Annotated in this window: 23 protein-coding genes and 3 pseudogenes; 21 read left to right on the forward strand and 5 right to left on the reverse strand. The window is 70.6% G+C overall.

Features of this window, described 5'->3' with window-relative positions; all coding sequences use genetic code 11:
* The first annotated feature begins 237 nt into the window (after positions 1–237).
* The 7 genes and pseudogenes from paaA (at position 238) to ACN28G_RS27885 (ending at position 5,070) form a co-directional block, all read left to right on the forward strand.
* Positions 238–1,308: a 1,2-phenylacetyl-CoA epoxidase subunit PaaA gene (gene paaA, locus ACN28G_RS27855; protein WP_421480696.1), complete on the forward strand. Its 1,071-nt coding sequence runs from the start codon at positions 238–240 to the stop codon at positions 1,306–1,308.
* Positions 1,305–1,589: a 1,2-phenylacetyl-CoA epoxidase subunit PaaB gene (gene paaB / locus ACN28G_RS27860; protein ID WP_091433379.1), complete on the forward strand. Its 285-nt coding sequence runs from the start codon at positions 1,305–1,307 to the stop codon at positions 1,587–1,589. Before paaA ends, paaB begins: the two co-directional genes overlap by 4 nt.
* On the forward strand, positions 1,586–2,338 hold the full coding sequence (paaC, locus tag ACN28G_RS27865; protein WP_421480697.1) for a 1,2-phenylacetyl-CoA epoxidase subunit PaaC: 753 nt from the start codon (positions 1,586–1,588) through the stop codon (positions 2,336–2,338). The genes paaB and paaC overlap by 4 nt, the downstream gene beginning before the upstream one ends.
* A 34-nt stretch (positions 2,339–2,372) precedes the next feature.
* The gene (paaD, locus tag ACN28G_RS27870) at positions 2,373–2,903 is read left to right on the forward strand and encodes a 1,2-phenylacetyl-CoA epoxidase subunit PaaD (protein WP_421480698.1); all 531 of its coding nucleotides are present in this window, start codon (positions 2,373–2,375) and stop codon (positions 2,901–2,903) included.
* Positions 2,900–3,070: pseudogene (locus ACN28G_RS27875) on the forward strand (phenylacetic acid degradation protein); the annotation flags it as partial. The gene paaD and the pseudogene ACN28G_RS27875, both read left to right, overlap by 4 nt.
* 147 nt (positions 3,071–3,217) lie before the next feature.
* A pseudogene (locus tag ACN28G_RS27880) lies at positions 3,218–4,144 on the forward strand (2Fe-2S iron-sulfur cluster-binding protein); the annotation flags it as partial.
* A 125-nt stretch (positions 4,145–4,269) separates the two neighbouring features.
* Entirely contained in the window at positions 4,270–5,070 is an 801-nt protein-coding gene (locus tag ACN28G_RS27885) for an SGNH/GDSL hydrolase family protein (RefSeq protein ID WP_421480699.1), read from the forward strand.
* A 114-nt stretch (positions 5,071–5,184) separates the two neighbouring features.
* On the opposite strand, the gene ACN28G_RS27890 is transcribed toward ACN28G_RS27885, so the two are convergent.
* Complete coding sequence (locus tag ACN28G_RS27890) at positions 5,185–5,562, reverse strand: hypothetical protein (protein WP_091433392.1); 378 nt, start codon at positions 5,560–5,562, stop codon at positions 5,185–5,187.
* Positions 5,563–5,698: 136 nt separating this feature from the next.
* Here ACN28G_RS27890 and ACN28G_RS27895 point away from each other — a divergent pair, with 136 nt between their 5' ends.
* The 3 genes from ACN28G_RS27895 to ACN28G_RS27905 are packed head-to-tail and all read left to right on the forward strand — an operon-like array spanning position 5,699 to position 6,964.
* Positions 5,699–6,547, forward strand: a complete 849-nt coding sequence (locus ACN28G_RS27895) for a helix-turn-helix domain-containing protein (RefSeq protein ID WP_091433397.1) — start codon at positions 5,699–5,701, stop codon at positions 6,545–6,547.
* A gap of 7 nt (positions 6,548–6,554) precedes the next feature.
* Positions 6,555–6,758, forward strand: coding sequence for a DUF397 domain-containing protein (locus ACN28G_RS27900; protein ID WP_421480700.1), 204 nt, complete (start codon positions 6,555–6,557; stop codon positions 6,756–6,758).
* A 5-nt stretch (positions 6,759–6,763) separates the two neighbouring features.
* Positions 6,764–6,964: a DUF397 domain-containing protein gene (locus ACN28G_RS27905; RefSeq protein ID WP_091433403.1), complete on the forward strand. Its 201-nt coding sequence runs from the start codon at positions 6,764–6,766 to the stop codon at positions 6,962–6,964.
* A 1,126-nt stretch (positions 6,965–8,090) separates the two neighbouring features.
* Here the strand turns inward: ACN28G_RS27905 and ACN28G_RS27910 are convergent.
* Positions 8,091–8,804, reverse strand: a complete 714-nt coding sequence (locus ACN28G_RS27910) for a TetR/AcrR family transcriptional regulator (RefSeq protein WP_421480701.1) — start codon at positions 8,802–8,804, stop codon at positions 8,091–8,093.
* A gap of 113 nt (positions 8,805–8,917) precedes the next feature.
* Between ACN28G_RS27910 and ACN28G_RS27915 the strand changes: the two genes are divergently transcribed.
* Positions 8,918–9,841, forward strand: coding sequence for an NAD-dependent epimerase/dehydratase family protein (locus ACN28G_RS27915; RefSeq protein ID WP_421480702.1), 924 nt, complete (start codon positions 8,918–8,920; stop codon positions 9,839–9,841).
* Here the strand turns inward: ACN28G_RS27915 and ACN28G_RS27920 are convergent, their stop codons facing one another.
* Together ACN28G_RS27920 and ACN28G_RS27925 are read right to left on the reverse strand one after the other, a co-directional pair.
* Entirely contained in the window at positions 9,842–11,095 is a 1,254-nt protein-coding gene (locus tag ACN28G_RS27920; RefSeq protein ID WP_421480703.1) for a hypothetical protein, read from the reverse strand.
* Positions 11,092–11,433 (reverse strand): PadR family transcriptional regulator, encoded by a 342-nt coding sequence (locus ACN28G_RS27925; protein WP_091433415.1) that lies wholly within the window; start codon positions 11,431–11,433, stop codon positions 11,092–11,094. Before ACN28G_RS27925 ends, ACN28G_RS27920 begins: the two co-directional genes overlap by 4 nt.
* Positions 11,434–11,566: 133 nt before the next feature.
* On the opposite strand from ACN28G_RS27925, the gene mqnC reads away from it, so the two are divergent.
* From mqnC to ACN28G_RS27940, 3 genes and pseudogenes are all read left to right on the forward strand, one after another.
* Positions 11,567–12,757, forward strand: a complete 1,191-nt coding sequence (mqnC, locus tag ACN28G_RS27930; protein ID WP_091433418.1) for a cyclic dehypoxanthinyl futalosine synthase — start codon at positions 11,567–11,569, stop codon at positions 12,755–12,757.
* A gap of 280 nt (positions 12,758–13,037) precedes the next feature.
* The gene (locus tag ACN28G_RS27935) at positions 13,038–14,258 is read left to right on the forward strand and encodes an LPXTG cell wall anchor domain-containing protein (RefSeq protein ID WP_421480704.1); all 1,221 of its coding nucleotides are present in this window, start codon (positions 13,038–13,040) and stop codon (positions 14,256–14,258) included.
* Positions 14,259–14,610: 352 nt separating this feature from the next.
* Positions 14,611–15,306, forward strand: a pseudogene (locus ACN28G_RS27940) (demethylmenaquinone methyltransferase); the annotation flags it as partial.
* A gap of 90 nt (positions 15,307–15,396) precedes the next feature.
* Here the strand turns inward: ACN28G_RS27940 and ACN28G_RS27945 are convergent.
* The gene (locus ACN28G_RS27945; protein WP_091433424.1) at positions 15,397–16,464 is read right to left on the reverse strand and encodes a LacI family DNA-binding transcriptional regulator; all 1,068 of its coding nucleotides are present in this window, start codon (positions 16,462–16,464) and stop codon (positions 15,397–15,399) included.
* A gap of 220 nt (positions 16,465–16,684) precedes the next feature.
* Between ACN28G_RS27945 and ACN28G_RS27950 the strand changes: the two genes are divergently transcribed.
* The 7 genes from ACN28G_RS27950 to ACN28G_RS27980 all read left to right on the forward strand — a co-directional run bounded on the left by ACN28G_RS27950 (position 16,685) and on the right by ACN28G_RS27980 (position 23,898).
* Entirely contained in the window at positions 16,685–17,614 is a 930-nt protein-coding gene (locus tag ACN28G_RS27950) for a carbohydrate ABC transporter permease (protein WP_091433426.1), read from the forward strand.
* A complete protein-coding gene (locus ACN28G_RS27955) occupies positions 17,607–18,530 on the forward strand; it encodes a carbohydrate ABC transporter permease (RefSeq protein WP_091433428.1) in 924 nt (307 codons plus the stop codon). The genes ACN28G_RS27950 and ACN28G_RS27955 overlap by 8 nt, the downstream gene beginning before the upstream one ends.
* A gap of 39 nt (positions 18,531–18,569) precedes the next feature.
* Positions 18,570–19,886, forward strand: a complete 1,317-nt coding sequence (locus ACN28G_RS27960; protein ID WP_091433431.1) for an ABC transporter substrate-binding protein — start codon at positions 18,570–18,572, stop codon at positions 19,884–19,886.
* A gap of 4 nt (positions 19,887–19,890) precedes the next feature.
* Complete coding sequence (locus ACN28G_RS27965; RefSeq protein ID WP_421480705.1) at positions 19,891–21,441, forward strand: FAD-dependent oxidoreductase; 1,551 nt, start codon at positions 19,891–19,893, stop codon at positions 21,439–21,441.
* A gap of 198 nt (positions 21,442–21,639) precedes the next feature.
* Entirely contained in the window at positions 21,640–21,870 is a 231-nt protein-coding gene (locus ACN28G_RS27970) for a DUF2267 domain-containing protein (RefSeq protein WP_091433436.1), read from the forward strand.
* Positions 21,871–22,128: 258 nt separating this feature from the next.
* A complete protein-coding gene (locus ACN28G_RS27975) occupies positions 22,129–23,403 on the forward strand; it encodes a geranylgeranyl reductase family protein (RefSeq protein ID WP_091445781.1) in 1,275 nt (424 codons plus the stop codon).
* Between the two features lie 129 nt (positions 23,404–23,532).
* The gene (locus ACN28G_RS27980) at positions 23,533–23,898 is read left to right on the forward strand and encodes an NADH-quinone oxidoreductase subunit A (RefSeq protein WP_091433438.1); all 366 of its coding nucleotides are present in this window, start codon (positions 23,533–23,535) and stop codon (positions 23,896–23,898) included.
* Positions 23,899–23,909 lie beyond the last annotated feature (11 nt).

The following is a 23,909-nucleotide window of genomic DNA, read 5'->3' on the forward strand; positions in this document are numbered from 1 at the left end:
AAGTTTACGTCCGGGCGGCCCGGACGGCACGACCCGACACCGCTCGATGCGCCGACAAGCCGAGGAATCGGACCACTATGCGGCTGTTGAGAGGATTCATCTTGCTTTCGTGACCTAATTCATAGCTATTCCGAGCGAGCCTCACCGGGCGAATCGGGCACGGCGTAACGGAAGGAGCATTCCGAAGTCTGTTACACCCTCTGGTGCTTCTCGTGCTGAGCTGTAACACTTGTCGGTATGTATGGCAACGACTTCTCCGGTCCTGAGGAAGCGCCCGGCGGCGGCCTGCTCGGCGAGGTCGAGGCGGCCGAGACGGCGCTGCGCGAGGCCGCCGCCCACCAGCGGAGCAGCCCCGCAGCCGAGCCCGGCGTGGACCTCGCGGCCTACTTCACCGACGTGATCGCGGCGGACCAGAAGATCGAGCCACGGGACTGGATGCCGGAGGCGTACCGGCGGACGCTGATCCGCCAGATCGCCCAGCACGCCCACTCCGAGATCATCGGCATGCAGCCCGAGGGGAACTGGATCAGCCGCGCCCCCTCGCTCAAGCGCAAGGCGATCCTGCTGGCCAAGGTCCAGGACGAGGCCGGCCACGGGCTCTACCTGTACGCGGCGGCGGAGACCCTCGGCATCAGCCGGGACGAGCTGGTCGAGCTGCTTCTCGCCGGCCGGCAGAAGTACAGCTCGATCTTCAACTACCCCACCCTGACCTGGGCCGACGTCGGTGCGATCGGCTGGCTGGTGGACGGGGCGGCGATCGTCAACCAGGTCCCGCTCTGCCGCTGCTCCTACGGGCCGTACGCGCGGGCGATGATCCGGGTCTGCAAGGAGGAGTCGTTCCACCAGCGCCAGGGCTACGAGATCCTGCACACCCTCAGCCACGGCACCGAGGCGCAGCGGGCGATGGCCCAGGACGCGATCGACCGCTGGTGGTACCCGTCGCTGGCGATGTTCGGCCCGCCCGACGGCGACTCCACCCACTCCGAGCAGTCCATGGCCTGGAAGATCAAGCGGTTCTCCAACGACGAGCTGCGGCAGCGCTTCGTGGACATGTGCGTGCAGCAGGCCGAGATCCTCGGCGTCCGCATCCCCGACCCCGACCTGCGCTGGAACGACGAGCGGCAGGCGTACGACTTCACCCAGCCCGACTACGACGAGCTGCTGCGGGTGATCAAGGGCAACGGCCCCTGCAACCGGGAGCGGATCGCGCACCGTCGCCGCGCCCACGCCGACGGTGCCTGGGTCCGCGACGCCGCCACGGCGTACGCGGCCAAGCGGGCCGACCAGAAGGAGAAGGTGGCCGCATGACCGAGTCCTCGCCGCTCTGGGAGGTCTTCGTGCGGGCCCGGCGCGGGTTGTCGCACACCCACGTGGGCAGCCTGCACGCCCCCGACGCCGAGCTGGCCCTGCGCAACGCCCGCGACCTCTACACCCGCCGTCAGGAGGGGGTGTCGATCTGGGTGGTGCCGGCCGGCGCGATCACCGCCTCCAGCCCCGACGAGAAGGACGCCTTCTTCGACCCGGCCGCCGACAAGGTCTACCGGCACCCCACCTTCTACGAGGTACCGGACGGGGTGGCCCACCTGTGAGCGGCGACCTGTTCGAGTTCACCCTCCGGCTCGGCGACGACGCCCTCGTCGCCGCGCAGCGGCTGGCCGAGTGGACCACCCGCGCGCCGGAGATGGAGGAGGACGTCGCGCTTGCCAACATCGCCCTCGACCAGCTCGGCGCGGCCCGGTTGCTGCTGAGCTACGCCGGTGAGCTGGAGGGCGCCGGCCGGGACGAGGACGCGCTGGCGTACCTGCGCTCCGACCGGGAGTTCCACAACTGCCTGCTGGTGGAGCTGCCCAACGGTGACTTCGCGGTCACCATGGCGAAGCTGTTCTTCCTCGCCGCCCACCAGCGGCTGCACTACGACTGGCTGGTCGCCTCGACCGACGAGCGGATCGCCGCGATCGCGGCCAAGGCCCGCAAGGAGTCGGCCTACCACCTCGACCACTCGTCGCTCTGGGTGAAGCGGCTCGGCGACGGCACCGAGGAGTCGCACCGGCGGATGCAGGCGGCGGTGGACGAGATCTGGCCGTACACGCACGAGCTGTTCGCCGCCGACGAGCTGACCGCCAGGCTGGACGCGCAGGGGGTGGGGGCCGCCCCGGCGACCCTGCGTGACCAGTGGCTGAGCACCGTCGAGCCGGTGCTCGCCGAGGCCACGCTCACCCGACCGGCGGACGGCTGGGCACCCGGCGGTGGCCGCGACGGACTGCACACCGAACACCTGTCGTACCTGTTGGCCGAGTTGCAGGTGCTGCACCGCGCACACCCGGGGGCCCGCTGGTGAGCCGCGCGGCAGCAGCCCCCAGCCGGAGGCGGCGGTGGTAGACCTGCGGGCGGCCGTGGCGGCGGTGGTGGACCCGGAGATCCGGGTGATCACCATCGACGAGCTGGGCATCCTGCGGGCGGTCGACGAGGAGCCGGGCACCGGCCGGGTCACCGTGACCATCACCCCCACCTACACCGGCTGCCCGGCGATGGACGTGATCCGGGCCGACATCCGCCGGGCGCTCGCCGCCGTCGGCCGCCCCGACGCCGAGGTGCGCACCGTCTACAGCCCACCGTGGAGCACCGACTGGATCTCGACGACCGGCCGGACGAAACTCGCCGCCGCCGGCATCGCCCCACCGGCCCCGGCGGGCCCGTCGACCCCGGCCGGCTCATCGGCCCAGGCCGGGCCATCGGCCCAGGCCGGCCCTCGGGGTCCGGTGCCGCTGACCCTGGCCGTACGCTGCCCGCGCTGCGGCTCGCCGGAGACCGAGCAGGTCAGCCGCTTCGGCTCCACCGCGTGCAAGGCCCTGTGGCGCTGCCGATCCTGCGCCGAACCCTTCGATCACCTGAAGGCGCTGTGACTGTCACCATCAACCGCCCGGTCCGTCGCCGGCCGGTCTTCCACCCGCTGCCCGTGGTCGCCGTCGACCGGCTCACCGCCGACGCCGTGTCGGTCACCTTCGCCGTGCCGCCGGAGCTACGGGAGACCTTCGCGTTCTCCGCCGGCCAACACCTGACGGTACGCCGCCCCGTTGCCCCCGACGACACAGCTGGAGTGGCTGGTGCCGTCGGTGCGGTCGGGGCCGACGGCGGTGCCGTTGGTGCGGCTGGTGCCGGAGACGGTGCCGCTGGTGCGGCTGGTGCCGGCGGCGACACCGCTGGCGCGGCGGGTGCGGGTGCGGACGTACGTCGGTCGTACTCGATCTGTTCGACCCCGGCGGAGTTGGCCGGGCACGGTCGGCTGCGGATCGGCGTGCGGGAGGTCCCCGGCGGGGCGTTCTCCGCGTTCGCCTGCGGGGTGCTGCGCAGCGGCGACACCGTCGAGGTGCTGCCCCCGCTGGGCCACTTCACCTCGGCGTTCACGCCGGACCGGGTGCGCCGCTACGGCGCGGTGGTCGCCGGCTCCGGCATCACCCCGGTGCTCGGCCTGGTCGGCACGGCCCTGGCCGTCGAGCCGGCCAGCACCTTCACCCTGGTGTACGGCAACCGCACGGCCAACAGCGTGATGTTCGCCGAGGAGCTGGCCGACCTGAAGGACCGCTACCCGACCCGGCTGCACCTGGTGCACGTGCTCTCCCGGGAGCTGGGCGAGTCGCCGCTACTCTCCGGCCGGATCGACGCCGAGCGGCTGACCCGGCTGCTGGACACGGTCGTCCCCGCCGAGGCGATCGAGGAGTGGTTCCTCTGCGGCCCGTACGGGCTGGTCGTGGACGCGCGGGCGGTGCTGGCCGCCCGGGGGGTGCCCGACGCGGCGGTGCACACCGAGCTGTTCCACGTCGACGCCCCGCCCGAGCCGGTCCGCCGTGCGAGCGAGGAGCCGACCGGGGGCGCGGAGGTGACGATCGTGCTGGACGGGCGCTCGTCCCGGTTCACCATGGGCGCCGGTGAGCGGGTGCTGGACGCCGCGCTGAAGGTCCGTGGCGAGTTGCCGTACGCCTGCAAGGGCGGGGTCTGCTCGACCTGCCGGGCGAAGGTGGTCGACGGCGCGGTGACGATGGCCCGCAACTACGCGCTGGAGCCGGACGAGGTGGCCGCCGGGTACGTCCTGACCTGCCAGTCCACCCCCACCACCGACACCCTCACCGTCGACTACGACGCCTGACCGCCCGGACCGCCCGGACCGCCCGGCACGGAGCGTGTCCATATCGTTCCACTATGTTCAACAATGGAATCTATGCTGCTAATGTCGCCGACGATCGATCCAGGCTTCACAGTCGAAAGGAAGCCATGCGTAAACTGACGTCGGCGGTGCTCGCTGCCGCTATGACGATCGTCGCGATGCAGACCCTGGCCAGCGCCCCCGCCCAAGCGGCGGCCGCCCAGGAGTACGTCGCGCTCGGTGACTCCTACGCCTCCGGGGTGGGGGCGGCACCGTACGACTCGGCCAGCGGTGCCTGTCTGCGCAGCCCGAAGAGCTACCCGAAGGTGTGGGCGTCGTTCCACCCGGCGTACTCGGCGAAGGACGTGACCTGCAGCGGGGCCACCATCGCGGACGTGCGGAGCAAGCAGCTCTCCGCGCTGAGCAGCCGGACCACCCTGGTCAGCATCACCGTCGGGGGCAACGACGCCCAGTTCTCCCCGGTCGCCACGGCCTGCCTGACCGAGAGTGAGTCGTACTGCGAGGCGGCCACCATGTATGCCTCGTACTACGCCCGTAACCAGATGGTCGGCGAGCTGGCCGGCCTCTACACCGACATCAAGAAGCGGGCCCCGGGGGCCAAGGTGGTCGTCCTCGGCTACCCGAGGCTGCTCGCCCCGACGGGTTCCTGCGGGGCGATCAGCCCCAGCGCCGCCAAGCGCACCTACATGAACGCCAACGCCGACGCGGTGGCCGAGGGCACCCGGGCGGCGGCCAGCCGGGCCGGCGTGACCTTCGTCGACATGCGGCCGGTCTTCGCCGGCCACGAGGCGTGCAGCGCCAAGCCGGCCATCAACGGCGTCAACCTGGCCCGTCTCACCGAGACCTTCCACCCCAACGCCACCGGGTACGAGTACTACGTCTACCTGCTGGCCGCCAACCGCACCTGATCCGCGTACCCCTCGACGGTAACCTCGGGGCCGCTCGACCGTCCGCCCCCGGACGGCCGGGCGGCCCCGTCCTCGTCGGGCTCCCGGCGCTGTCGAGCTGATGTCGCGGACGGCTCAGCGGCCGGCCAGCTCGGTGGGCCGGAGGCTGGCGGTCCAGTAGGTCAGGTCGGAGTGGTGCTCGGTCAGCACGACCGGCTCGCCGCAGGCCTCCTCGATCAGCTTGACCGCATCGTCCAGGTGCGCCGGGCAGCCGTCCCAGTCCTCGTCGCAGAAGAGCTGCAACCCGGCCTCACCCCGGTCGTCGCCGAGCGCCTGCGCTCCCTCGGGCGACACCAACACCACCGTGTACCGGCCAGCCTCCCGCTCGGCCTCGCTCGGCGGCTCCGGCTCGTCCCGCCCGCGCCGCCGGAACCGCTCGACCACCGACGGGATCGGACCGGGCGAGTCCGCCGGATCGTACGGCCGCAACCAGGCGGGCTGGGGAATCTGCATGGTGGCCTCCTTGATTCGAATGACTGAAAGCAACATTGCGATCCATGGTTGCGTGTTGCCGACTCGGAGTCAATACTCAACGCAACGACTCGCGTTCTCGATGTGACGGCGGGTCCTGGAGATCGGGAGGATCGGGATGGCCAAGACGAGTCAGCCCACGGTGGTCGGTCGAGGGCTCGGGGGTGAGCTGCGCGAACTCCGGACGGGACGAGGGCTGCCGCAACGCCGGGTGGCCATCCGGCTCGGCTGGCAGCCGTCCAAGTTGTCCCGGATCGAGAACGGGATCCAGGGCGTCTCGGCCGCCGACGTCGCCTCCCTGCTGGTGATCTACGGCATCACCGGTGACGAGCGCAAGCGGCTGCTCGGGATGGCCGAGCGGTCGGCCGAGACCGGTTGGTGGGAAACGATCGGGGGGCTCTCCGAGGAGTCGCGCACCCTGATCCGCCTGGAATCCGAGGCGACCAGCATCGTCAACTGGGAGCCGATGCTGGTGCCCGGGCTGTTGCAGACGCCGGACTACGCCCAGGCGGTGATGGTCGGGTGCGGGGTGCCGGCGGACGATTCGCAGGGTCGGGTGGCCGCCCGACTCGGTCGGCAGGCGATCCTGACCCGGCCCAACGCTGCGGCGTTGCGGGTGTTGCTCGACGAGATGGTGTTGCGCCGGGCGCTCGGTGGTCCCCAGGTGATGGCCCGGCAACTTCGGCACCTGATCGAGGCCGCCGAACGGCCGACGGTGACCCTGCGGGTGGTTCCGCTGGCGGTCGGCGGGCACACCGGCCTGGACGGGTCGTTCGCGCTCTTCGACTTTCCGCGCAACCGGTCGGTGGTCTTCATCGACCACAAGTTGACCGGGCTGTTCCTGGAGGAGGCCCCGCAGGTGGCGCACTTCCGGCGGGAGGCGGATAGGCTTAGCGAGGTGGCGCTCAGCCCCGTCGATTCGGTGGAACTCGTTGCGCGATACGCAACGGAGCACGAGCGAGAGTGAGCCTCGGATGATCACCCCTGAGCTGTCCGGCGTTACCTGGCGTAAGTCGACCCGCAGCGGTTCCAACGCCAACTGTGTCGAGGTTGCCGAGACGGCACATGTGGTGGGGGTGCGGGATTCCAAGGATCGGTCGGGGCCGGTATTGGCCTTCGACCGGCCGGCCTGGTCGGCCTTCGTCGCTGGCCTGTCGACGCGTCCCTCGTCGTGGTGATCTGAATGACCATCCCCGGGTTGTCCGAGGCTTCCTGGCGCAAGTCGACCCGCAGTGGCTCCGACACCGACTGTGTCGAGGTTGCCGAGACGGCACATGTGGTGGGGGTGCGGGATTCCAAGGATCGGTCGGGGCCGGTGTTGGCCTTCGACCGGCTGGCCTGGTCGGCCTTCGTCGCTGGCCTGTCGGAGCGACTGCCCGGGTGACAGGTGCCGCCCCGGGCAGGCGGATGTCCAGGTGCAGCAGCTGATCGTCCCGGTCGATTGATGCCTTTTGCCCGTTGGGGCTGCCTTGATCGACTCGGTTGGGCTGATCTGGCTGGGTCGAACGCCCCCGGATACCGCCATTTCGGCCCAACCGAGTCGATCAACGTCACCGGCCCCCGGAGACGGGTTCCGCCGCGGGCGATAGTCCCTCGGGCCCGGCCCCTCCGTACGGTGGTGGCGACGGTCAGGTGGCGGGCGTCCCGTCGAGCGTCTCTTTGGCCGGCGTCGAAACTTGCGTGGAAGATCACCGCGGGCAGCCCGACCCACGCCTCCACACACCCGCTACGCCCACAGGCGCAGGTCTTGGAGTCCGCGGCCCTCCCAGTCGCGCTCCGTCTTCCGAACCACCCGGCCCGTCGCCGACGTCCCGCAGTGAAGAATCGGAACAATCGCTCCAAGGCGGCTAATTTCCGCTCGGGACAACCACCCCGCCCCGCCGACCTCCCAACTCCCAAAGGCGCCGGGCCCTCCCCGTACCCGGTTGCGTGTAGATCTTGGACACTTACCGTCGTATTTGGACGGTAAGTGTCCAAGATTCACTTCGGAGCCCGCATTCGCAGTAAGGGGGTGGGTGAATCGCCGGGTTTCGGGGGTTTTCTGGCGCGGCAGAATCCGGCAGTGGGTCCGCTTGGGCCACCCGATTGGCCGTGGACGCGACCAGGTGAATATCTCTGGAACCGGGGGGCGGGTTTTTGGGGAGATTTGCGTGACCTTCCCAGGAAGGGTCACGCAAAACTGAGGAGAAACCGAGACCGGGACCCATCGACCCACGCCGACGGGGACCCGCTCCGCTGAGTCGACCTGGTGGCGGCTGTTTCCTGGATCCGGTGGCCTCCCAGGCACCGCAGGCCACCGGATCCAGGATCGAGCGGGGTCGGGCCGGGCGGGGCCGGGACGGGCCGAGACGGGCCGGGACGGAGCGGGCCGGGCCGGGACGGAGCGGGACGGAGCGGCACGGTACGGGACGGAGCGGGCCGAGACGGGACGGAGCGGGCCGAGACGGGACGGGACGGGACGGGGCGGGATCGAGCGGGGGCGGGACGGGGGCGTGGTGGGGGTGGGGGTGTCAGGGGAGGGCGAGTAGGGCGGCCATCTGGCGCATCTGGTGGTCGAAGTGCTGGTCGCGGGCCTCGATGACGTTGTTGAACTGGCCGAAGAGTTCGAAGCTGATGGTGCCGAAGCAGTGGATCCAGCCGGTCATGCCCCGGGCCAGCAGTGTCTCGGGGAGGTCGGCGAAGCTCTCGTCGCCGAGGCTGGCGAGGGTGTCGCGTACCGGGGTGAGGTCGGCCCGGACCGCCCCGGGCAACTCGTCGGGGTCGGGGGCGGTCAGGGTGCCGGCGGTGAAGCCGTCGACGAGGATCCGGATCAGGGTGACCGGGGTGCGGGCGGCCGCCACGACGGTGTCTGGCGGGGCGGCGTAGCCGGGGACCGGGCTGCCGAAGAGCAGGGCGTACTCGGCGGGGTGGGCCAGCGCCCAGTGGCGTACCGCATGGCAGGTGGCCAGCCAACGGCCGCGCAGGTCGGTGCGGTCGGTGACCTGGGCGTCGCCGGTCTCGGCGGCCTCGCCGACGGCGTCGTAGGCGTCGACGATCAGGGCGGTGAGCAGTTCGTCGCGGCTGGGGAAGTAGCGGTAGATCGCCGAGGAGACCATGCCCATCTCCCGGGCGACGGCGCGTAGCGACAGGTTCGCCCCCTCCGCGGCGAGGTGGCGGCGGGCGATCGCCTTGATTTCGTTGATCATCTCGGCGCGGGCCTTGGCCCGGATGCTGGCGGCAGGCATGCCGGTGAGTGTTGCACACATCCGAGAGCACTGCTCTTGACAAGGCCGGTGGTGATGAGTGAGCATTGGTCTCACAAGAGAGCGGTGCTCTCGCTTCTGAGGGAGGAACCCCCATGGCTCTACACCTTGTCGTCGGCGCCGGACTGGTCGGCTCGACCACCGCGCGACAGCTCGCCGAGCGCGGCGAGCAGGTCCGGATCGTCAGCCGCTCCGGGCGGGGCCCGACCCACGAGCTGATCGAGCGGATCGCCGCGGACGCCACCGACGCCGGCCGGCTCGGCGACCTCGCCGAGGGCAGCGCCGCGATCTACAACTGCCTCAACCCGGCGTACGACCGCTGGCTCACCGACTGGCCGCCGATGGCCGCCGCGCTGCTCAGTGCCGCCGAGCGCTCCGGCGCGCCGCTGGTGATCGCCGGCTGCCTCTACGGGTACGGCGAGGTCACCGGCCCGATGACCGAGCAGAACCCGCTCGCCGCCACCCACCCCAAGCTGAAACTGCGCGCCGACATCTGGCGCGACGCCCTCGCCGCCCAGCGCGCCGGCCGGATCCGGGCCGTCACCGAGGTACGCGGCAGCGACTACCTCCAGGCGCAGTCGATCTTCAGCTTCTTCCTCGGTAAGCCGCTGCTGGCCGGGCGACGCGCCTTCGTCCCCGCCCCGCTCGACGTGCCGCACACCTGGACCTCGACCAACGACATGGCGGCCATGCTGGTCACCGCCGCCACCGACCAGCGGGCGTGGAACCGGGCCTGGCACACGCCGAGCGCGGCACCGGCGACCATCCGCGAACTCGCCACCCGCTTCACCGAGGTGGCCGGAGCGCCCGCGCCGAAGCTCACCAGCATCCCCGGCCCGGTCTTCCGCGCAGCCGGCCTCGTCGCCCCGGCGGTCCGCGAGTTCCAGACCACGGCGTACCAGTTCAACCGGCCCTTCGTGATGGACAGTACGGCGGCCACCACCACCTTCGGCCTGCGCCACCAGCCACTGGACGAGGCACTGCGCGAGGCGGTCGCTCGGCACCGGTCGGCTAGCTGATCAGCCTGGTTGATCGTCCGGGAGGCCGGAGCCCTGGCCGCGGGTGAGCGGTGGTGCGGCGGTCGGCCCGTTCCTCGCCAGGTGCATCTTCAACACGATCGCCATGACCAGGGCGGCGACGAACAGGTTGCAGCCGAGGTATCCCATCCCGGTGCAGGTGGTGATCACCGCCAGGCCGAACGCGACGGACACCGCCGTCCAGCCGACGCGGGGCGGGACGGACCTGGGGGCAGGTTGCCCTCCGGTGGTGTCGCGAGGCCGACGGCAGAGCGCGAGGACGACCGCTGCCACGACGACAGCCAAGATCGTCGGGGTGAGGATGAGGAGACCTTCGTCACCGAAGACGGTCCACGACCAGAGCGGGCCCTCGTTGCCGGAGAAACCCTGGTCGGCGACGGTGAGGTAGTCCCGCACGGCGTAACTGATCAAGAATGCGGCGTTGCCGGTGGCCAGCAGGGCCAGCAGGGCCAGGATGCCGCTCGCCGTCGGATGGCGCTCGGATCGGCGGCTCGCCCAGCCGGTGAGGAACCAGCCGGACACCATCCCGAGCAGTGCGCCGGCCGCGAAGCCGACCGGCATCCCGGCCGGCTCGATCCGGCGTACGGAGACCTCGAACCAGCCGCCCGAGGTCGGCTCGGAGGAGTGGTGGTTGTTGTCGAAGGTCAGCACCCAGCCGTCCCTGGTGGCGGTCAGGGTCTCGCGCGTCGGCCGATCCGCGTGGCCGGAGTAGGAGGTCGGGCCGAGCCGCCAACCGGCAGCGGCCAGCTTCTCGGACACCTCGGCGTCGTACGCGCGCAGGTCGGGTATCGCGGCGGGATGGTCGACCTGGTACCGGACCTGACTGAACTGTGCCTCGCCGTTGCCGTTGACGAAGACCCGGTCGTGCCGTTCCAGTGGCGGGAGCACGGCACCCGGCGTGACCAGCTCGGCGATGCCGGCCATCTCCGCCGCGGTCGGCAGTGGCCGGTCGGTCTCGCCGAAAAGGCGGGCGGTCAGCGACGCGGTGACGAATCCACAGAGGACGGCGACGGCGACGGCAACGGCGACCACCATCCGGTTTCCTGGTCGCCCCAGCCGGGCCCGGGGTGCGTGGCGGAGCACGTCGACGATCTCCCGGGCGGTCGGTCCGCGACGGCCCGCGTCCTGGGCGGCCATGAGCATCGTGTCGAGGAGTTCGGCCCGGCGGGGCCCCGCCGGGTAGGTCCGGGCGAGCAGCCGGAAACGCCGGTACGGCGCAGGTCGGCCCGGGCTCATCCGAACGTCGCCGTGGCCGGTCCGGCGGGTGGGCGCAGGGCGTCCAGCAGGCGGCTCGCGGCCTGGACGTTGCGGCTGAGCCGCTGCGTCTCGGCGGTCAGCGCGGTGCTCCCCTCGTCGGTCAGCCGGTAGTAGCGGCGTAGCCGCCCGTCGACCGCCTCCTCCCGGTCGACCTCGACCAGCCCTTCGGCGGCGAGCCGGTCCAGGGCGGCGTAGAGCGTCGCGGGAAGCAGCCGCGTCTCGCCGTCGGAGAGCTTCGTGACCTGCTGCATCACCCCGTATCCGTGTCGGGGTTGGTCCACCAGGGCGGTCAGGATCCAGAACGTGGGTTCGCGCATCGGACGTGTCACGCGGCTGAATATACAAATGATCTGACTATCTGGCCAGTGCCGACGGCGTACCCGGGAAGTGGGTTCGAGATTGCTCACAGGGTGGGCCGGGCCGACTCGGCGGCGGCGTACCCTCGCAGGTGTGACGAGGAGCCGGGAGATCGACGACATCCTGCAGCGCGGCGCGGACGGCGGGCGGATCACGCCCGAGGAGGCGCTGCTGTTGTACACCGAGGCACCGTTCCACGCCCTGGGCGAGGCCGCCGACGCGGTCCGGCGGCGGCGGTACCCGGACAACATCGTCACGTACCTGATCGATCGCAACATCAACTACACGAACGTCTGCGTGACGGCCTGCAAGTTCTGCGCCTTCTACCGGGCGCCGAAGCACGCCGAGGGGTGGACCCACCCGACCGAGGAGATCCTGCGTCGCTGCGGTGAGGCGGTCGAGCTGGGGGCCACCCAGGTCATGCTCCAGGGCGGGCACCACCCGGACTACGGCGTGGAGTACTACGAGGAGCTGTTCTCCTCGGTCAAGCAGGCGTACCCGCAGCTCGCCATCCACTCCATCGGGCCGAGCGAGATCCTGCACATGGCCAAGGTCTCGCAGGTGAGCCTGGACGAGGCGATCGCCCGGATCAAGGCCGCCGGGCTGGACTCGATCGCCGGAGCCGGTGCGGAGATGCTGCCCGAGCGTCCCCGAAAGGCGATCGCCCCGCTCAAGGAGTCCGGCGAGCGCTGGCTGGAGGTCATGGAGCTGGCCCACCGCCAGGGCCTGGAGTCCACCGCCACGATGATGATGGGCACCGGCGAGACCAACGCCGAACGGATCGAGCACCTGCGGATGATCCGCGACGTGCAGGACCGTACGGGCGGTTTCCGGGCGTTCATCCCGTGGACGTACCAGCCAGAGAACAACCACCTCAAGGGCCGTACCCAGGCGACCAGCCTGGAGTACCTGCGCCTGGTCGCGGTGGCCCGGCTCTTCTTCGAGACCGTGCCGCACCTGCAGGCGTCCTGGCTGACCACCGGCAAGGACGTCGGGCAGCTCGCCCTGCACATGGGGGTGGACGACCTTGGCTCGATCATGCTGGAGGAGAACGTCATCTCCTCGGCCGGCGCCCGGCACCGCTCCAACCTGCACGAGCTGATCGGCATGATCCGGTCGGCCGGGCGGATCCCGGCCCAGCGGGACACCCTCTACCACCGGCTGGCGGTGCACCACACCCCGGCGGAGGACCCGGTCGACGAGCGGGTGGTGTCGCACTTCTCCTCGATCGCCATGCCCGGTGGCGGGGCCGGCAGGTCGCTGCCGTTGGTCGAGGTGAACTGAGCCCACCGAGATCGGTGCATCACCATCCGTGCCTGTCCGGAACGGTTGGATGATCATCTTCCCGGGCAGTGGTTGGTTGCCGAAGGCCGCGATCTCGGTAGCCGTTCGGTGGACCGGATCGACGTGGTCGACGCAACAAGAGCCATCAATCCGGACAATCCTTAAGTGACCCTTAGCCGGGCAGGTGGTGAAGGGCGAACGTACGGGGTGGCGGGGCTGATCGTGGCCCGATAGCGTGCCCGCTCGTACGTTCCTCTTACCCCACGGGGGGGCACTTTCCATGATCTTCCGTAACCGTCCGTTGGCCCGGTTCGGCGCTGCCGCGCTACTCGCCTCCGGCGTGTTCACCGGGCTCGGCGCGCCCGCGTACGCCTCGGGCACCGAGACCGACCTCGCGATCGACGTGGTCGGCACCCGGGTGGCCAGCGGCACCGAGGGCAAGCTCGCCTTCGCCAAGGTCACCAACAAGGGCAAGAACACCCCCAGCGAGCTCGCCATCCGGATGGACGTGTCGAAGGTCGACTTCGACAAGGTCTTCGCTCTGCCGCTGACCGACGGCGAGTGCGAGATCGAGGGGGAGGGCGAGCAGCCGACCCTCTGGACCTGTGGCGTGGACAAGGAGGTCCTGCCCGGCCCCGGCGAGACCATCGAGGTGCCGATCGGCCTGCTCAAGGTGGCCGACCTGAAGGGCGCGTACCGCGCGCCGATCAAGGTCACGCTGATCTCCGCCGACGACACCGACAAGTCGAACAACAGCAAGTCGGCGCAGGTCGAGTTCACCACCGAGAGCGGCCCCGACCTGACCGTGCTGGCCCCCGACGTCAAGAACGCCGTCACGGTCAAGAACGGCCAGATCGAGATCGGTGGTGACCTGCACGCCGGGGACACCGCCATGCTGGTCTTCATGGCCATCAACCAGGGCGACGCCCCGGCGGCCGGCCTGAAGGTCGAGGTGAAGCTGCCCAAGGGCGTCACCTTCACCGACACCGAGAAGGACTGCGAGTACAACCCGGCCAACACCCTGGCCAGCTGCACCTACGACAACCTCCCGCTGGTGCCGATCCAGGAAGACGACGGCGAGGACGACAAGGTCTACTCCGGCGGAAGCTTCTACCACCTGCTCTCCGTCGACGCCGACGTCAAGGCCGGCGCGCTCACCGGCGGCGTGGTCACCGTCGACCCGATCCTGCCGACCAGGGCGCTGTCCCGCAGCGCACTGCAGGTCCGGTCGCTGCCGGCCAACGTCACCGGGATCGACGGCGGCGACATCGACGCCAGCGACAACTCCGACGGGTACGCCGTCGTGGTGGCCGCCAAGGGTGGCTCCGGCGGTGGCGGCAAGGACGACGACCAGGGCGGCCTGCCCGTCACCGGCCCGCAGGCCGGCATGATCGGCGGCATCGGCGCGGCGGTACTGCTCGCCGGCGGGGCGATGTTCCTGGTCGCCCGCCGCCGTCGGGTGGTCCTGGTGGCACCGGCCGACGAGAAGACCAACAACTGAGGTACGTCCTCCATCGGCCCGCGCGGGCCGTTCACATAACGCACGGCAGGGCGGGCGGGATGGGCAACCATCCCGCCCGCCCTGTGTCGTAAGGAAGGGCCCCCTGTTAACGCTTTCTGTATAGCGGGGTTCCCCTCTCACCAGCGCGCCGCCCGGCGCGAGCCGACGCGGCCCGGATGTCGTGGCGGCCCGGCCTGGTCCGCGCCCGGCTTGGCGGCTGAGTGGCGCGGCGGGCCGGTGGTTCGGTGGCGCGGTGGTCGGACGGTGCGGTCGCGTGGGTCGGTGGTCCGGTGGGCGTGGACCCAGCGGTGGGGGGCGGGTGGTGGGCTGGCAGAGTGGAGGGGTGAGTCGTATGCCGCAGGGTCAGCGTGCCCACCTGGACAAGCAGCCGCACGAGGTCGCCGCGATGTTCGACGGGGTGGCCGCCCGGTACGACCTGACCAACACCGTGCTCTCCTTCGGGCAGGATCGTCTCTGGCGTCGCGCCACCCGGGCCGCCCTCGGGTTGCGCCCCGGTGAGCGGGTGCTGGACGTGGGCGCCGGCACCGGCGTCTCCACGGAGGAGTTGGCGCAGTCCGGGGCGTACCCGGTCGGGGTTGATCTTTCGCTCGGGATGTTGGCGGCCGGGCGGCGGACCCGGCCGGCGCTGCCGTTGTTGGCCGGGGACGCGCTGCGGTTGCCCTTCGCCGACGCCAGCTTCGACGCGGTGACCATCTCGTTCGCGCTGCGCAACGTTACCGACACGGATGCCGCGCTGCGGGAGTTGGCCCGGGTGACCCGGCCCGGTGGCCGGCTGGTGGTCTGCGAGTTCAGTACCCCGGTCAATGCGGCGTTCCGCACGGTCTACCTGTCGTACCTGATGCGTTCCCTGCCGGCGGTGGCGCGGGCGGTGGCCAGCAACCCGGACGCCTACGTCTACCTGGCCGAGTCGATCCGGGCCTGGCCGGACCAGGCCGGGCTGGCCGCGAAGGTCGCCGATGCCGGTTGGCAGCGGGTGGCCTGGCGGAACCTGACCGGTGGCGTGGTCGCCCTGCACCGTGCCACCCGCCCCTGCACCGGGCCACCCGTCCCTGACCGCAGCGCGACGGCGGTGGGCGGGGACGACCGGGTCGCAGGTGGACGATCTAAGAAACCGATTTCATGATCCGGTACCGGCGGACCGGGCGGGCGGGACGGGGCGGCGGGACGACGGTGCGTGCCGTACCGCGACGGGACGGGGGCCGGTGGAGCTTTCCCTTACCTCCAGTCGGGTGGGCAGGACCACCCGCTGTGGTTCGAGGGTCGGCTCAGCCCGCCGCCTGAGCAGCAACTCCGCCGCGGCCCGGCCGACCTCGTAGGCCGGTTGGTGGACGGTGGTCAGGGCCGGCTGGACGAGGTGGGACCAGAAGGCGTCGCCGAAGCTGACCAGCCCGACGTCGGGCGGGCTGATGCCACGTTCGTGCATCGCCTCCAGCGCGCCGGCGGCCATCAGGTTGTTGGTGACCAGCACCGCGTCCGGCGGGTCGCGCAGGTCGAGCAGCTCGACCATGGCCTGGTGGCCGCCGCGGACCCGGAAGTCGGCGTACCGCACGAGCGGGCGGCGGCGGGGCGGGTCGTTCTCGCGGCAGGCCCGCAGGAAGCCCCGGAGCCGTTCCACCGCAGCCCAGGAGACCCGGGGGCCGGTGATGCAGGCGATCCGACGGTACCCCTGGCCGAGCAGGTGGCGGGTGGCCTCGTACGCGCCCTCCTCCTCGGCGGCGCCTACCGAGTCGATTGTCGACGACTCGGGGGAGCGGTCGATCGCCACCACCGGCACGTCGCGGTCGAGCAGCACGCCGAGGTCGGTCTCGGTGAGCGAGGCCGGTGAGATGACCACGCCGGCCATGTGCTCGGCGACGGCCACCTCCAGGTAGTCGGCTTCCTTCTGCGGGTCGTCGTCGGCGTTGCAGAGCACCACGGAGAGGTTGCCGCTGCGGGCCACGTCCTCGACGCCCCGGGCCAGCGCGGTGAAGAACGGGTTCTCGATGTCCGCGATGATCAGGGCGAGCACCTCGCTGCTGCGGCGGCGCAGACCCCGGGCGACCCGGTTGGGGCGGAAGCCGAGGTCCGCGCAGGCGGCCAGCACCCGGGCGACGCGTTCCGGGGAGACCCGAGCCCCGTTGAGCACCCGCGAGACGGTGGCCGGTGAGACCTCCGCGGCCTTGGCCACGTCGTAGATGTTCGGCATTGCTCGCCTTTCCGGACCTGGTCAGCCGGTTGGCCGGGATCCGCCGCAGGGTCTTGACACGTGATTGTGGGCCGTCGTTAACTTCTTGAAACCCGCGTGAAATCGATTTCAGATCTAACCACAGCCCGGTTCCAGGAGGAAACCCTATGGCCACCACCTCCCTGACCCCGTACCGCAGGGGCCGGCGACCCGACGCCGCCGAGGTCCGGGGCGGCCGACGGTGAGTCCGACATCCACCGTCGAGCCGCCGGCCCGGCTCGACCGACCGCCGACCCCGCCGGCGGGTCCGGCCGCCGGGGGGACGGTACGCCGCCGTCGGCTCGGGCGGATCGCCCTGTACCTGCCCGCGCTGGTCCTGGTCGCCCTGGTCTCGGTGGTACCGATCGGCTACGCGTTGCAGATCAGCCTGTACCGCACCCGTGGGCTGCGGATGGTCGAGTTCGTCGGCTGGGACAACTTCGCCACCGTGCTGGGCCCGGAGGGCTGGGCCGACATCGGGCGGACCTTCGCCTACGTGATCGTCTCGCTGCTGCTGGCCGTGCCGCTCGGCCTGGGCCTGGCGGTGCTGCTGAACAAGCCGATCCGGTACGTGCGGGTGTTCCGGGTGGTCATCCTGCTGCCCTGGGTGGTGTCCCAGACGGTCGCCGCGCTGCTGTGGAAGTGGCTGCTCAACGGCCAGTACGGCCCGTTGCAGGGACTCTTCGGCGGCAGCGAGCCACTGGCCTCGCCGACCGGGTCGATGGCGGCGCTGATCATCGTCAACGTCTGGTTGAGCTACCCCCTGGCCACCATCCTCTGCCTGGCGGCGTTGCAGACCGTGCCGCAGGAGCAGATCGAGGCGTCCCGGGTCGACGGCTGCACCCCCCGGCAGTCGTTCTTCCGGATCGTGGTGCCGACCATCCGGTCCACCCTGCTGATCCTCGTGATCATGTTGACCCTGCTCTATTTCAACATGGTCACCCTGGTCTACACGCTCACCGGCGGCGGGCCCTTCTCCGGGACCCAGGTGCTGAGTCTCCAGGCGTTCCTCCAGTCCTTCCAGTTCTTCAAGATCGGCATCGGGGCCGCGTACAGCGTCGTGCTCTTCGTGCTGAACATCGTCTTCGGCGTGGCGTACATCCGGGTCCTCAAGGGGAGCAACGATGGCTGACACCCTGACCGGCCGCACGGCCGGAACCACCGGCGGCCCGGTTGCCACCGGCGCGTCCGGCGGGCGGCGGCCGGCCGATCCGGTGAAGCGACCCAGCGCACCCCGGCAGGCGGGCATCTACCTGGGGCTGGTCGCCGCCTCGCTGTTCGCGGTCTTCCCGTTGCTATGGGGGCTGAGCACCTCGCTCAAACCGGAGTCGACAGTGCTCTCCACGCCGGTGCGCTGGATCCCGGAGACGCTCACCCTGGAGAACTACCGGGTGGTGCTCTTCGACTCGCAGATCCCGCTCAACCTGCTCAGCAGCGTGCTGGTAAGCGTCACCACGGTCGGCGTCACCCTGCTGATCGCGGTGCCGGCGGCGTACTCGGCGGCCCGCTTCCGGTTCCGGGGCAAGGCCGGACTGCTCTTCTTCATCCTGATGACCTCGATGGTGCCGGGGATCGCGATCCTGGTGCCGCTCTACTACCTGGCGGTGCGGTTCGGCCTCTACGACACGTACCTGGTAATGATCATTATCTACTCGGCCTGGCAGGTGCCGACAATCGTCTGGATCCTGCGCGGCTTCTTCGAGTCCATTCCGGTGGATATCGAGGAGGCCGGCCGGGTCGACGGGACCAGCGCCTTCGGTGCCTTCTTCCGGTTGGTCCTGCCGCTGGCCAAGCCCGGTCTGGGCGCGGCGGCGATCATCACCTTCGTCTACGTCTGGAACGACTACCTGATCGCCAGCACCTTCGTCAGCGATCCGGACCTGCGACTGATCTCGGTCGGCCTCTACACCTACCTCACCCAGTACGGCACGGTCTGGGGCCAGTTGACCGCCGCGGTCATGGTCACCCTGCTGCCGATGGTCATCGCCTTCGTCCTCTTCGAACGTCGTCTGGTCGCCGGTCTCTCCGCCGGTGCCAGCAAGGGCTGAATCCCCCCCCACCACCCCCACCACCCCCTGGAGATCACCATGACCATTCGTCTCGACCGGCGTCGGCTGCTGATGCTCGGCGTCGCCTCGCTCACCGTTGCCGGCACCAACGCCCTGGCCGGCTGCGGTTCCTCGGACGCCGCCGGCGACGGGCCGGCGGAGCTCAACCTCTGGACCTTCCTCGACCCGACCGGCACCGACCCCCGGGGCAAGGCGCTGAAGGAGATCGTCGACGGCTTCAACAGCAGCCAGAGCGCCGCCCGGGTCACCGTCACCAGCATGAACTACGCCAAGATCGACGGTGAGGTGATCCGCGCGGCGAACACCGGTGGCGGCCCCGACATCGTCAACGTCTACACCCCGCAGCTGGCCCAGCACGTCGAGGGCGGCAGCATCCAGCCGATCGACGAGTACGCCACCGACTGGCTGGCCGAGACCGGCTCCGACTACCTGTTCCCGATCGACAGCGCCAAGGTCGACGGCAAGCTGATGGCTCTGCCCTGGGAGTCGCGGGTCTGGCTGTTCTGGTACCGCAAGGACCTCCTGGACAAGTACGGCATCACCCCGCCGACCACCCTCGACGAGGCGGTCACCGCCGGGGCCGCCATCCGCAAGGCCTCCGGCAACAAGGTCACCGGCTTCGCCGTCGGCCTCTCCGAGCAGTCCCTCGGCGCGGACTTCATGGAGAAGTTCGACCCGTTCACCGCCGCCCTCGGTGGCACGGTCATCGGCCCCGACGGCAAGGCGGCCTTCGCCAGCGAGGCCGGCGCGCAGGCGCTGGAGCTGATCAAGAAGTTCGCCGACGCCGGGGCGATGGGCCGGGAGGTGCTCACCATGGGCGCCGACGAGGTGGTCAACGGGGTCAAGGCCGGCACCGTGGCGATGGCCATCGAGGGCAGCTTCCGGGTCGCCTCCACCCGGGCCGCCGACGGTGTCGGCGAGAACCTGGTCACCATGCCCGCCCCGGGTACGACGGCCGGCAGCCGGCTGCCCACCGCGGTGGCCGGGCAGACCCTCGCCATGGGGGCCAACACCGAGCACCCCGAGCAGGTGTGGGACTTCATGAAGTACTACCTCAGCGGCGAGTCGCAGGCGAAGTTCGCCGCCGCCGGGGTGCTGCCGGTGCTCGGCAGCGTCTACGACGCCCCGGCGGTCACCTCGGCCGCCAACGCCGACGAGCTGCTCCAGTGGCGGGACTACCTGGCCGCCGACGGCAAGGTGTCGCGCTACCCGTCGGACTACAGCGAACTCAGCACCAACCTGGTCAAGTCCGCCCAGAAGATGATCTTCGACGGGCTGGCCGTCCCGGCTGGGCTGAGCGACGTCCAGAACCAGTACAACCAGAACAGGAAGTGAGTCCGTGGCCTTCCCCACGCCCCAACCCGAACCGAACCGCTGCTACGACGTCATCGTCGTGGGTGGTGGCCCCTCGGGGTTCATCGCCGCCATCGCGGCGGCCCGTCAGGGAGCCCGCACCCTCCTGGTCGAGAAGTACGGCTTCCTCGGCGGCATGGCCACCAGCGCGGCCCTCGGCCCGATCTCCCCCTTCCACTTCGGCGACGAGCAGGTCATCCAGGGCATCCCGCAGGAGTTCGTGGACCGGATGGTGTCGCTCGGCGGCAGCACCGGACACCTGCGCACCACCAACCCGCACGGCAGTGGCGCGTACCTGTGCTTCTACGACCGGGAGACGTACAAGTGGGCGGCGCTGACCCTCGCCCTGGAGGCCGGGGTCACCCCGCTGTTCCACTCCTTCGTCAGCGGGGCGACCGTGGACGGCGACACCCTCACCGGGATCCGGGTGACCAACAAGTCCGGCACCCTGGCGTACCGGGCCAAGGTCGTGGTCGACGCCACCGGCGACGGTGACGTCGCCGCCCTGGCCGGGGCGGAGTTCGTGCTGGGACGCGGCGGCGACGACCGGGCCGCCCAGCCCAGCACCATGATGTTCGACATGGCCGGGGTGGACACCCGGGCGGTGAAGGAGTACATGGACACCCACCCGGAGGAGTTCGAGTGGGCCTCGGAGCTGGTGGCGGTCCGGCCCTACGCGGCCCACCTGCCCCAGCGGCACTTCGTCGGGCAGGGGTTGAAGTCCCTGGTCCAGCGCGGTCTGGACAGTGGTGAGCTGTACCTCGGCCGGGACAGCGTGCTCTTCCTGACCACCACCCATCCCGGGGTGCTGCACTTCAACAGCACCCGGATCCAGGGCATCGACGGCACCGACGCGGACAGCCTGACCCGGGGCGAGGTGGACGGCCGCCGCCAGGTGATGTCGCTGTCGGAGTACCTGGTCCGGCACATGCCGGGCTTCGCCGACGCCCGCCTCATCGCGACCGGCACCCAGATCGGCATCCGGGAGAGCCGGCACATCCTGGGTGAGCACGTGCTCACCGGCGAGGAGGTGGTCCGGGGCACGAAGGTGGCCGACGTGGTCTCCCGGGGCTACTTCCCGATCGACATCCACAACCTCAAGGGCAAGCAGGGGTACGGCGACGACCCCGACGTGGGCACCTGGGGGGACCTGGACGACTCGTACGACATCCCGTACCGCTGCCTGGTGCCGCGCCGGCTGGACGGCCTGGTCATCGCGGGACGGACCATCTCCGCCACGCACGAGGCGCACGGCTCGTTCCGGACCCAGGGCGGCGTGATGGGCATCGGCCAGGCGGCCGGTACGGCGGCGGCGGTGGCCGCCCTCGACGGGGTGCAGCCGCGCAAGGTCGACGTGCCCCGGCTCCAGGCGGCCCTGACGGCCCAGGGTGCCTCCCTGCGCCGAGACCCGGAGCAGGTACGCGCCCAGCGGGAGGCGGCGGTGGCGGCGGTCCGCCGGGAGTTGGCGGCCGGACGGATCTCCACCCGGTATCTGGCCGACGCCGGCACCTTCACCGGCGCGGTGCCCCGCCTCTGACACCGACCGACACCCACCGGCCGGTGGTGCCGCCCGGGGCTGCTGGCCGGCGACGCCGGCCGGTGGATGCCGGCTGCCACCGTTCGGGCTCCGCACGGTGGTGCAGAGTCTGCGGGGCACCCTGGCGACATTCCTGAGCCATTCGAGATTCTTGGGCCATTCGAGGACTTTGTCCATATTGCCCGTTAGGCTCGTGGGGTGACCGGAGTAGACCCGTCGAGCGGCGAGCCGCCCACCGAGGACGACGCCGCCGAGTTGGTGGCCCAGCTCAGGGAGTTGGCCGGGGCGGATCCGGCGGACGCCCGGCAGGTGGTCTCCGAGGTGTTGGCGGCGCTGGACCGTGCTGCCGGGGGCGGTCTGCGTGCGCATCTTCCCGAGGCGATCCGCCGGGACGTCGACGCGGGCATCGTCACCGGCGGTCACCACTGACTCTCCGGCCCCGTGGTCGGGCGGGGTATCGCCGATGATCATTGTCCGGCACCCCTGGCACCGGAAACCGGTCGGAAACCGAAGAGAAACCGTCGTGGCCGGCGCGGGGCGCCGGTCTCTGCGGCTCGCCGAACCCGGTGACCGGCCGTCACCTCGGGAACTTAGGATGTCCTAACCAAATCGGCGGGTCGCGCCGGTCCTAGACTTTCCCCCGTCTGGCTTGTGAAGCATTTCACGAGCGTGCGGGAGGAGGCGCGGATGACCGCGGTGGAGAACGACGCCGATGTGATCGTCGTGGGCGCCGGCCCCGGCGGCTCGGCGACCGCTTACCACCTGGCCCGACACGGCGTACGCGTGTTGTTGCTGGAGAAGACCGAGTTTCCCCGGGAGAAGGTCTGCGGCGACGGGTTGACGCCCCGCGCGGTGCGGCAGCTGATCCGGATGGGCGTGGACACCTCCACCGAGGCCGGCTGGCTGCAGAACCGTGGCCTGCGGGTGATCGGCGGCGGCGTACGGCTCGAACTCGACTGGCCCGACCTCGCCAGCTTCCCGAACTACGGCCTGGTCCGGACCCGGCTCGACTTCGACGATCTGCTCGCCCAGCGGGCCGTCGCGGCCGGGGCCAAGCTGCGCACCAGCGTCAACGTCATGGGTCCGGTGCTCGACGCCGACGACCGGGTGATCGGGGTCGAGGCCGAGGTGGGCCCGGACAAGGCGCCCGCGGTCTTCCACGCTCCCGTGGTGGTGGCCGCCGACGGGGTCTCCGGTCGGTTCCCGCTCGCCCTCGGCATGACCAAGCGGGAGGACCGTCCGATCGGCGTGGCGGTGCGCCGCTACTACCGCTCGCCGGCCCGGCACGACGACAACTACCTGGAGTCCTGGCTGGAGCTGCGGGCCAAGGGCAGCGACACCCTGCTGCCCGGGTACGGCTGGATCTTCGGCCTCGGGGACGGCCGGGTCAACGTCGGCCTGGGCATCCTCAACTCCTCCAAGGCCTTCGGTAAGACCAACTACCGGCGGCTGCTCACCGACTGGCTGGCCAACACCCCCGAGGACTGGGGGATGACCGACGAGGCCAACGCCGAGGGCCCGATCCTCGGCGCGGCGCTGCCGATGGGCTTCAACCGGGTCCCGCACTACAGCCGGGGTGTCCTGCTGGTCGGCGACTCCGGCGGCATGGTCAACCCCTTCAACGGCGAGGGCATCGCGTACGCGATGGAGTCCGGCGAGTTGGCTGCGGAGATCGCGGTGCAGGCGCTGGCCCGGCCGGCCGGCGCCGAGCGGGAGCGCGCCCTGCTGGCGTACCCGCAGGAGCTGAAGGCCCGGTTCGGCGGCTACTACCGGCTCGGCGGCATCTTCGTGAAGCTGATCGGCAAGCCGGAGATCATGCGGTTGGCCACCAAGCACGGCATGCCGCACCCGCTGCTTATGCGCTTCGTGCTCAAGTTGCTGGCCAACCTGACCGACCCCCGGGGTGGGGACGCGATGGACCGGGTCATCAATGCGATGACGAAGGCGGCCCCCGCCGTGTGAGCCCCTGACCAGCGGGTCAGCCCCGCACCGGGCCGAAAGGTCGACCCCCGGCGACGGTCGCCGAGCGGGACGTGAATAGTGTGATTTCGCCAACCATCGAGGGCAGGGAAGGACGAGCAGGAGAAAATCATGTCGCTCTCGCCTTACGCACCCATCATCGGGCTGTTTGCCCTCGCCGCGGCGTTCGCGCTGTTTTCCGTGGCCGCCGCCCGTCTCACCGGCCCCCGTCGGCTCAACAAGGCAAAGCTCGAAGCGTACGAATGTGGCATCGAGCCCAGCCCGCAGCCGGTCGGCGGCAGCCGGTTCCCGATCAAGTTCTACCTGACCGCGATGCTCTTCATCGTCTTCGACGTGGAGATGATCTTCCTTTACCCGTGGGCGGTCTCGTTCGACGCGCTGCCGATGTTCGGGTTCACGGCGATGCTCATCTTCATCGGTGCGATCTTCGTCGCGTACGCCTACGAATGGCGTCGCGGCGGCCTGGACTGGGACTGAGGGAGGACCGC

It is taken from the genome of Micromonospora sp. WMMA1923 (assembly GCF_049179195.1).
GTDB lineage: Bacteria > Actinomycetota > Actinomycetes > Mycobacteriales > Micromonosporaceae > Micromonospora > Micromonospora yangpuensis.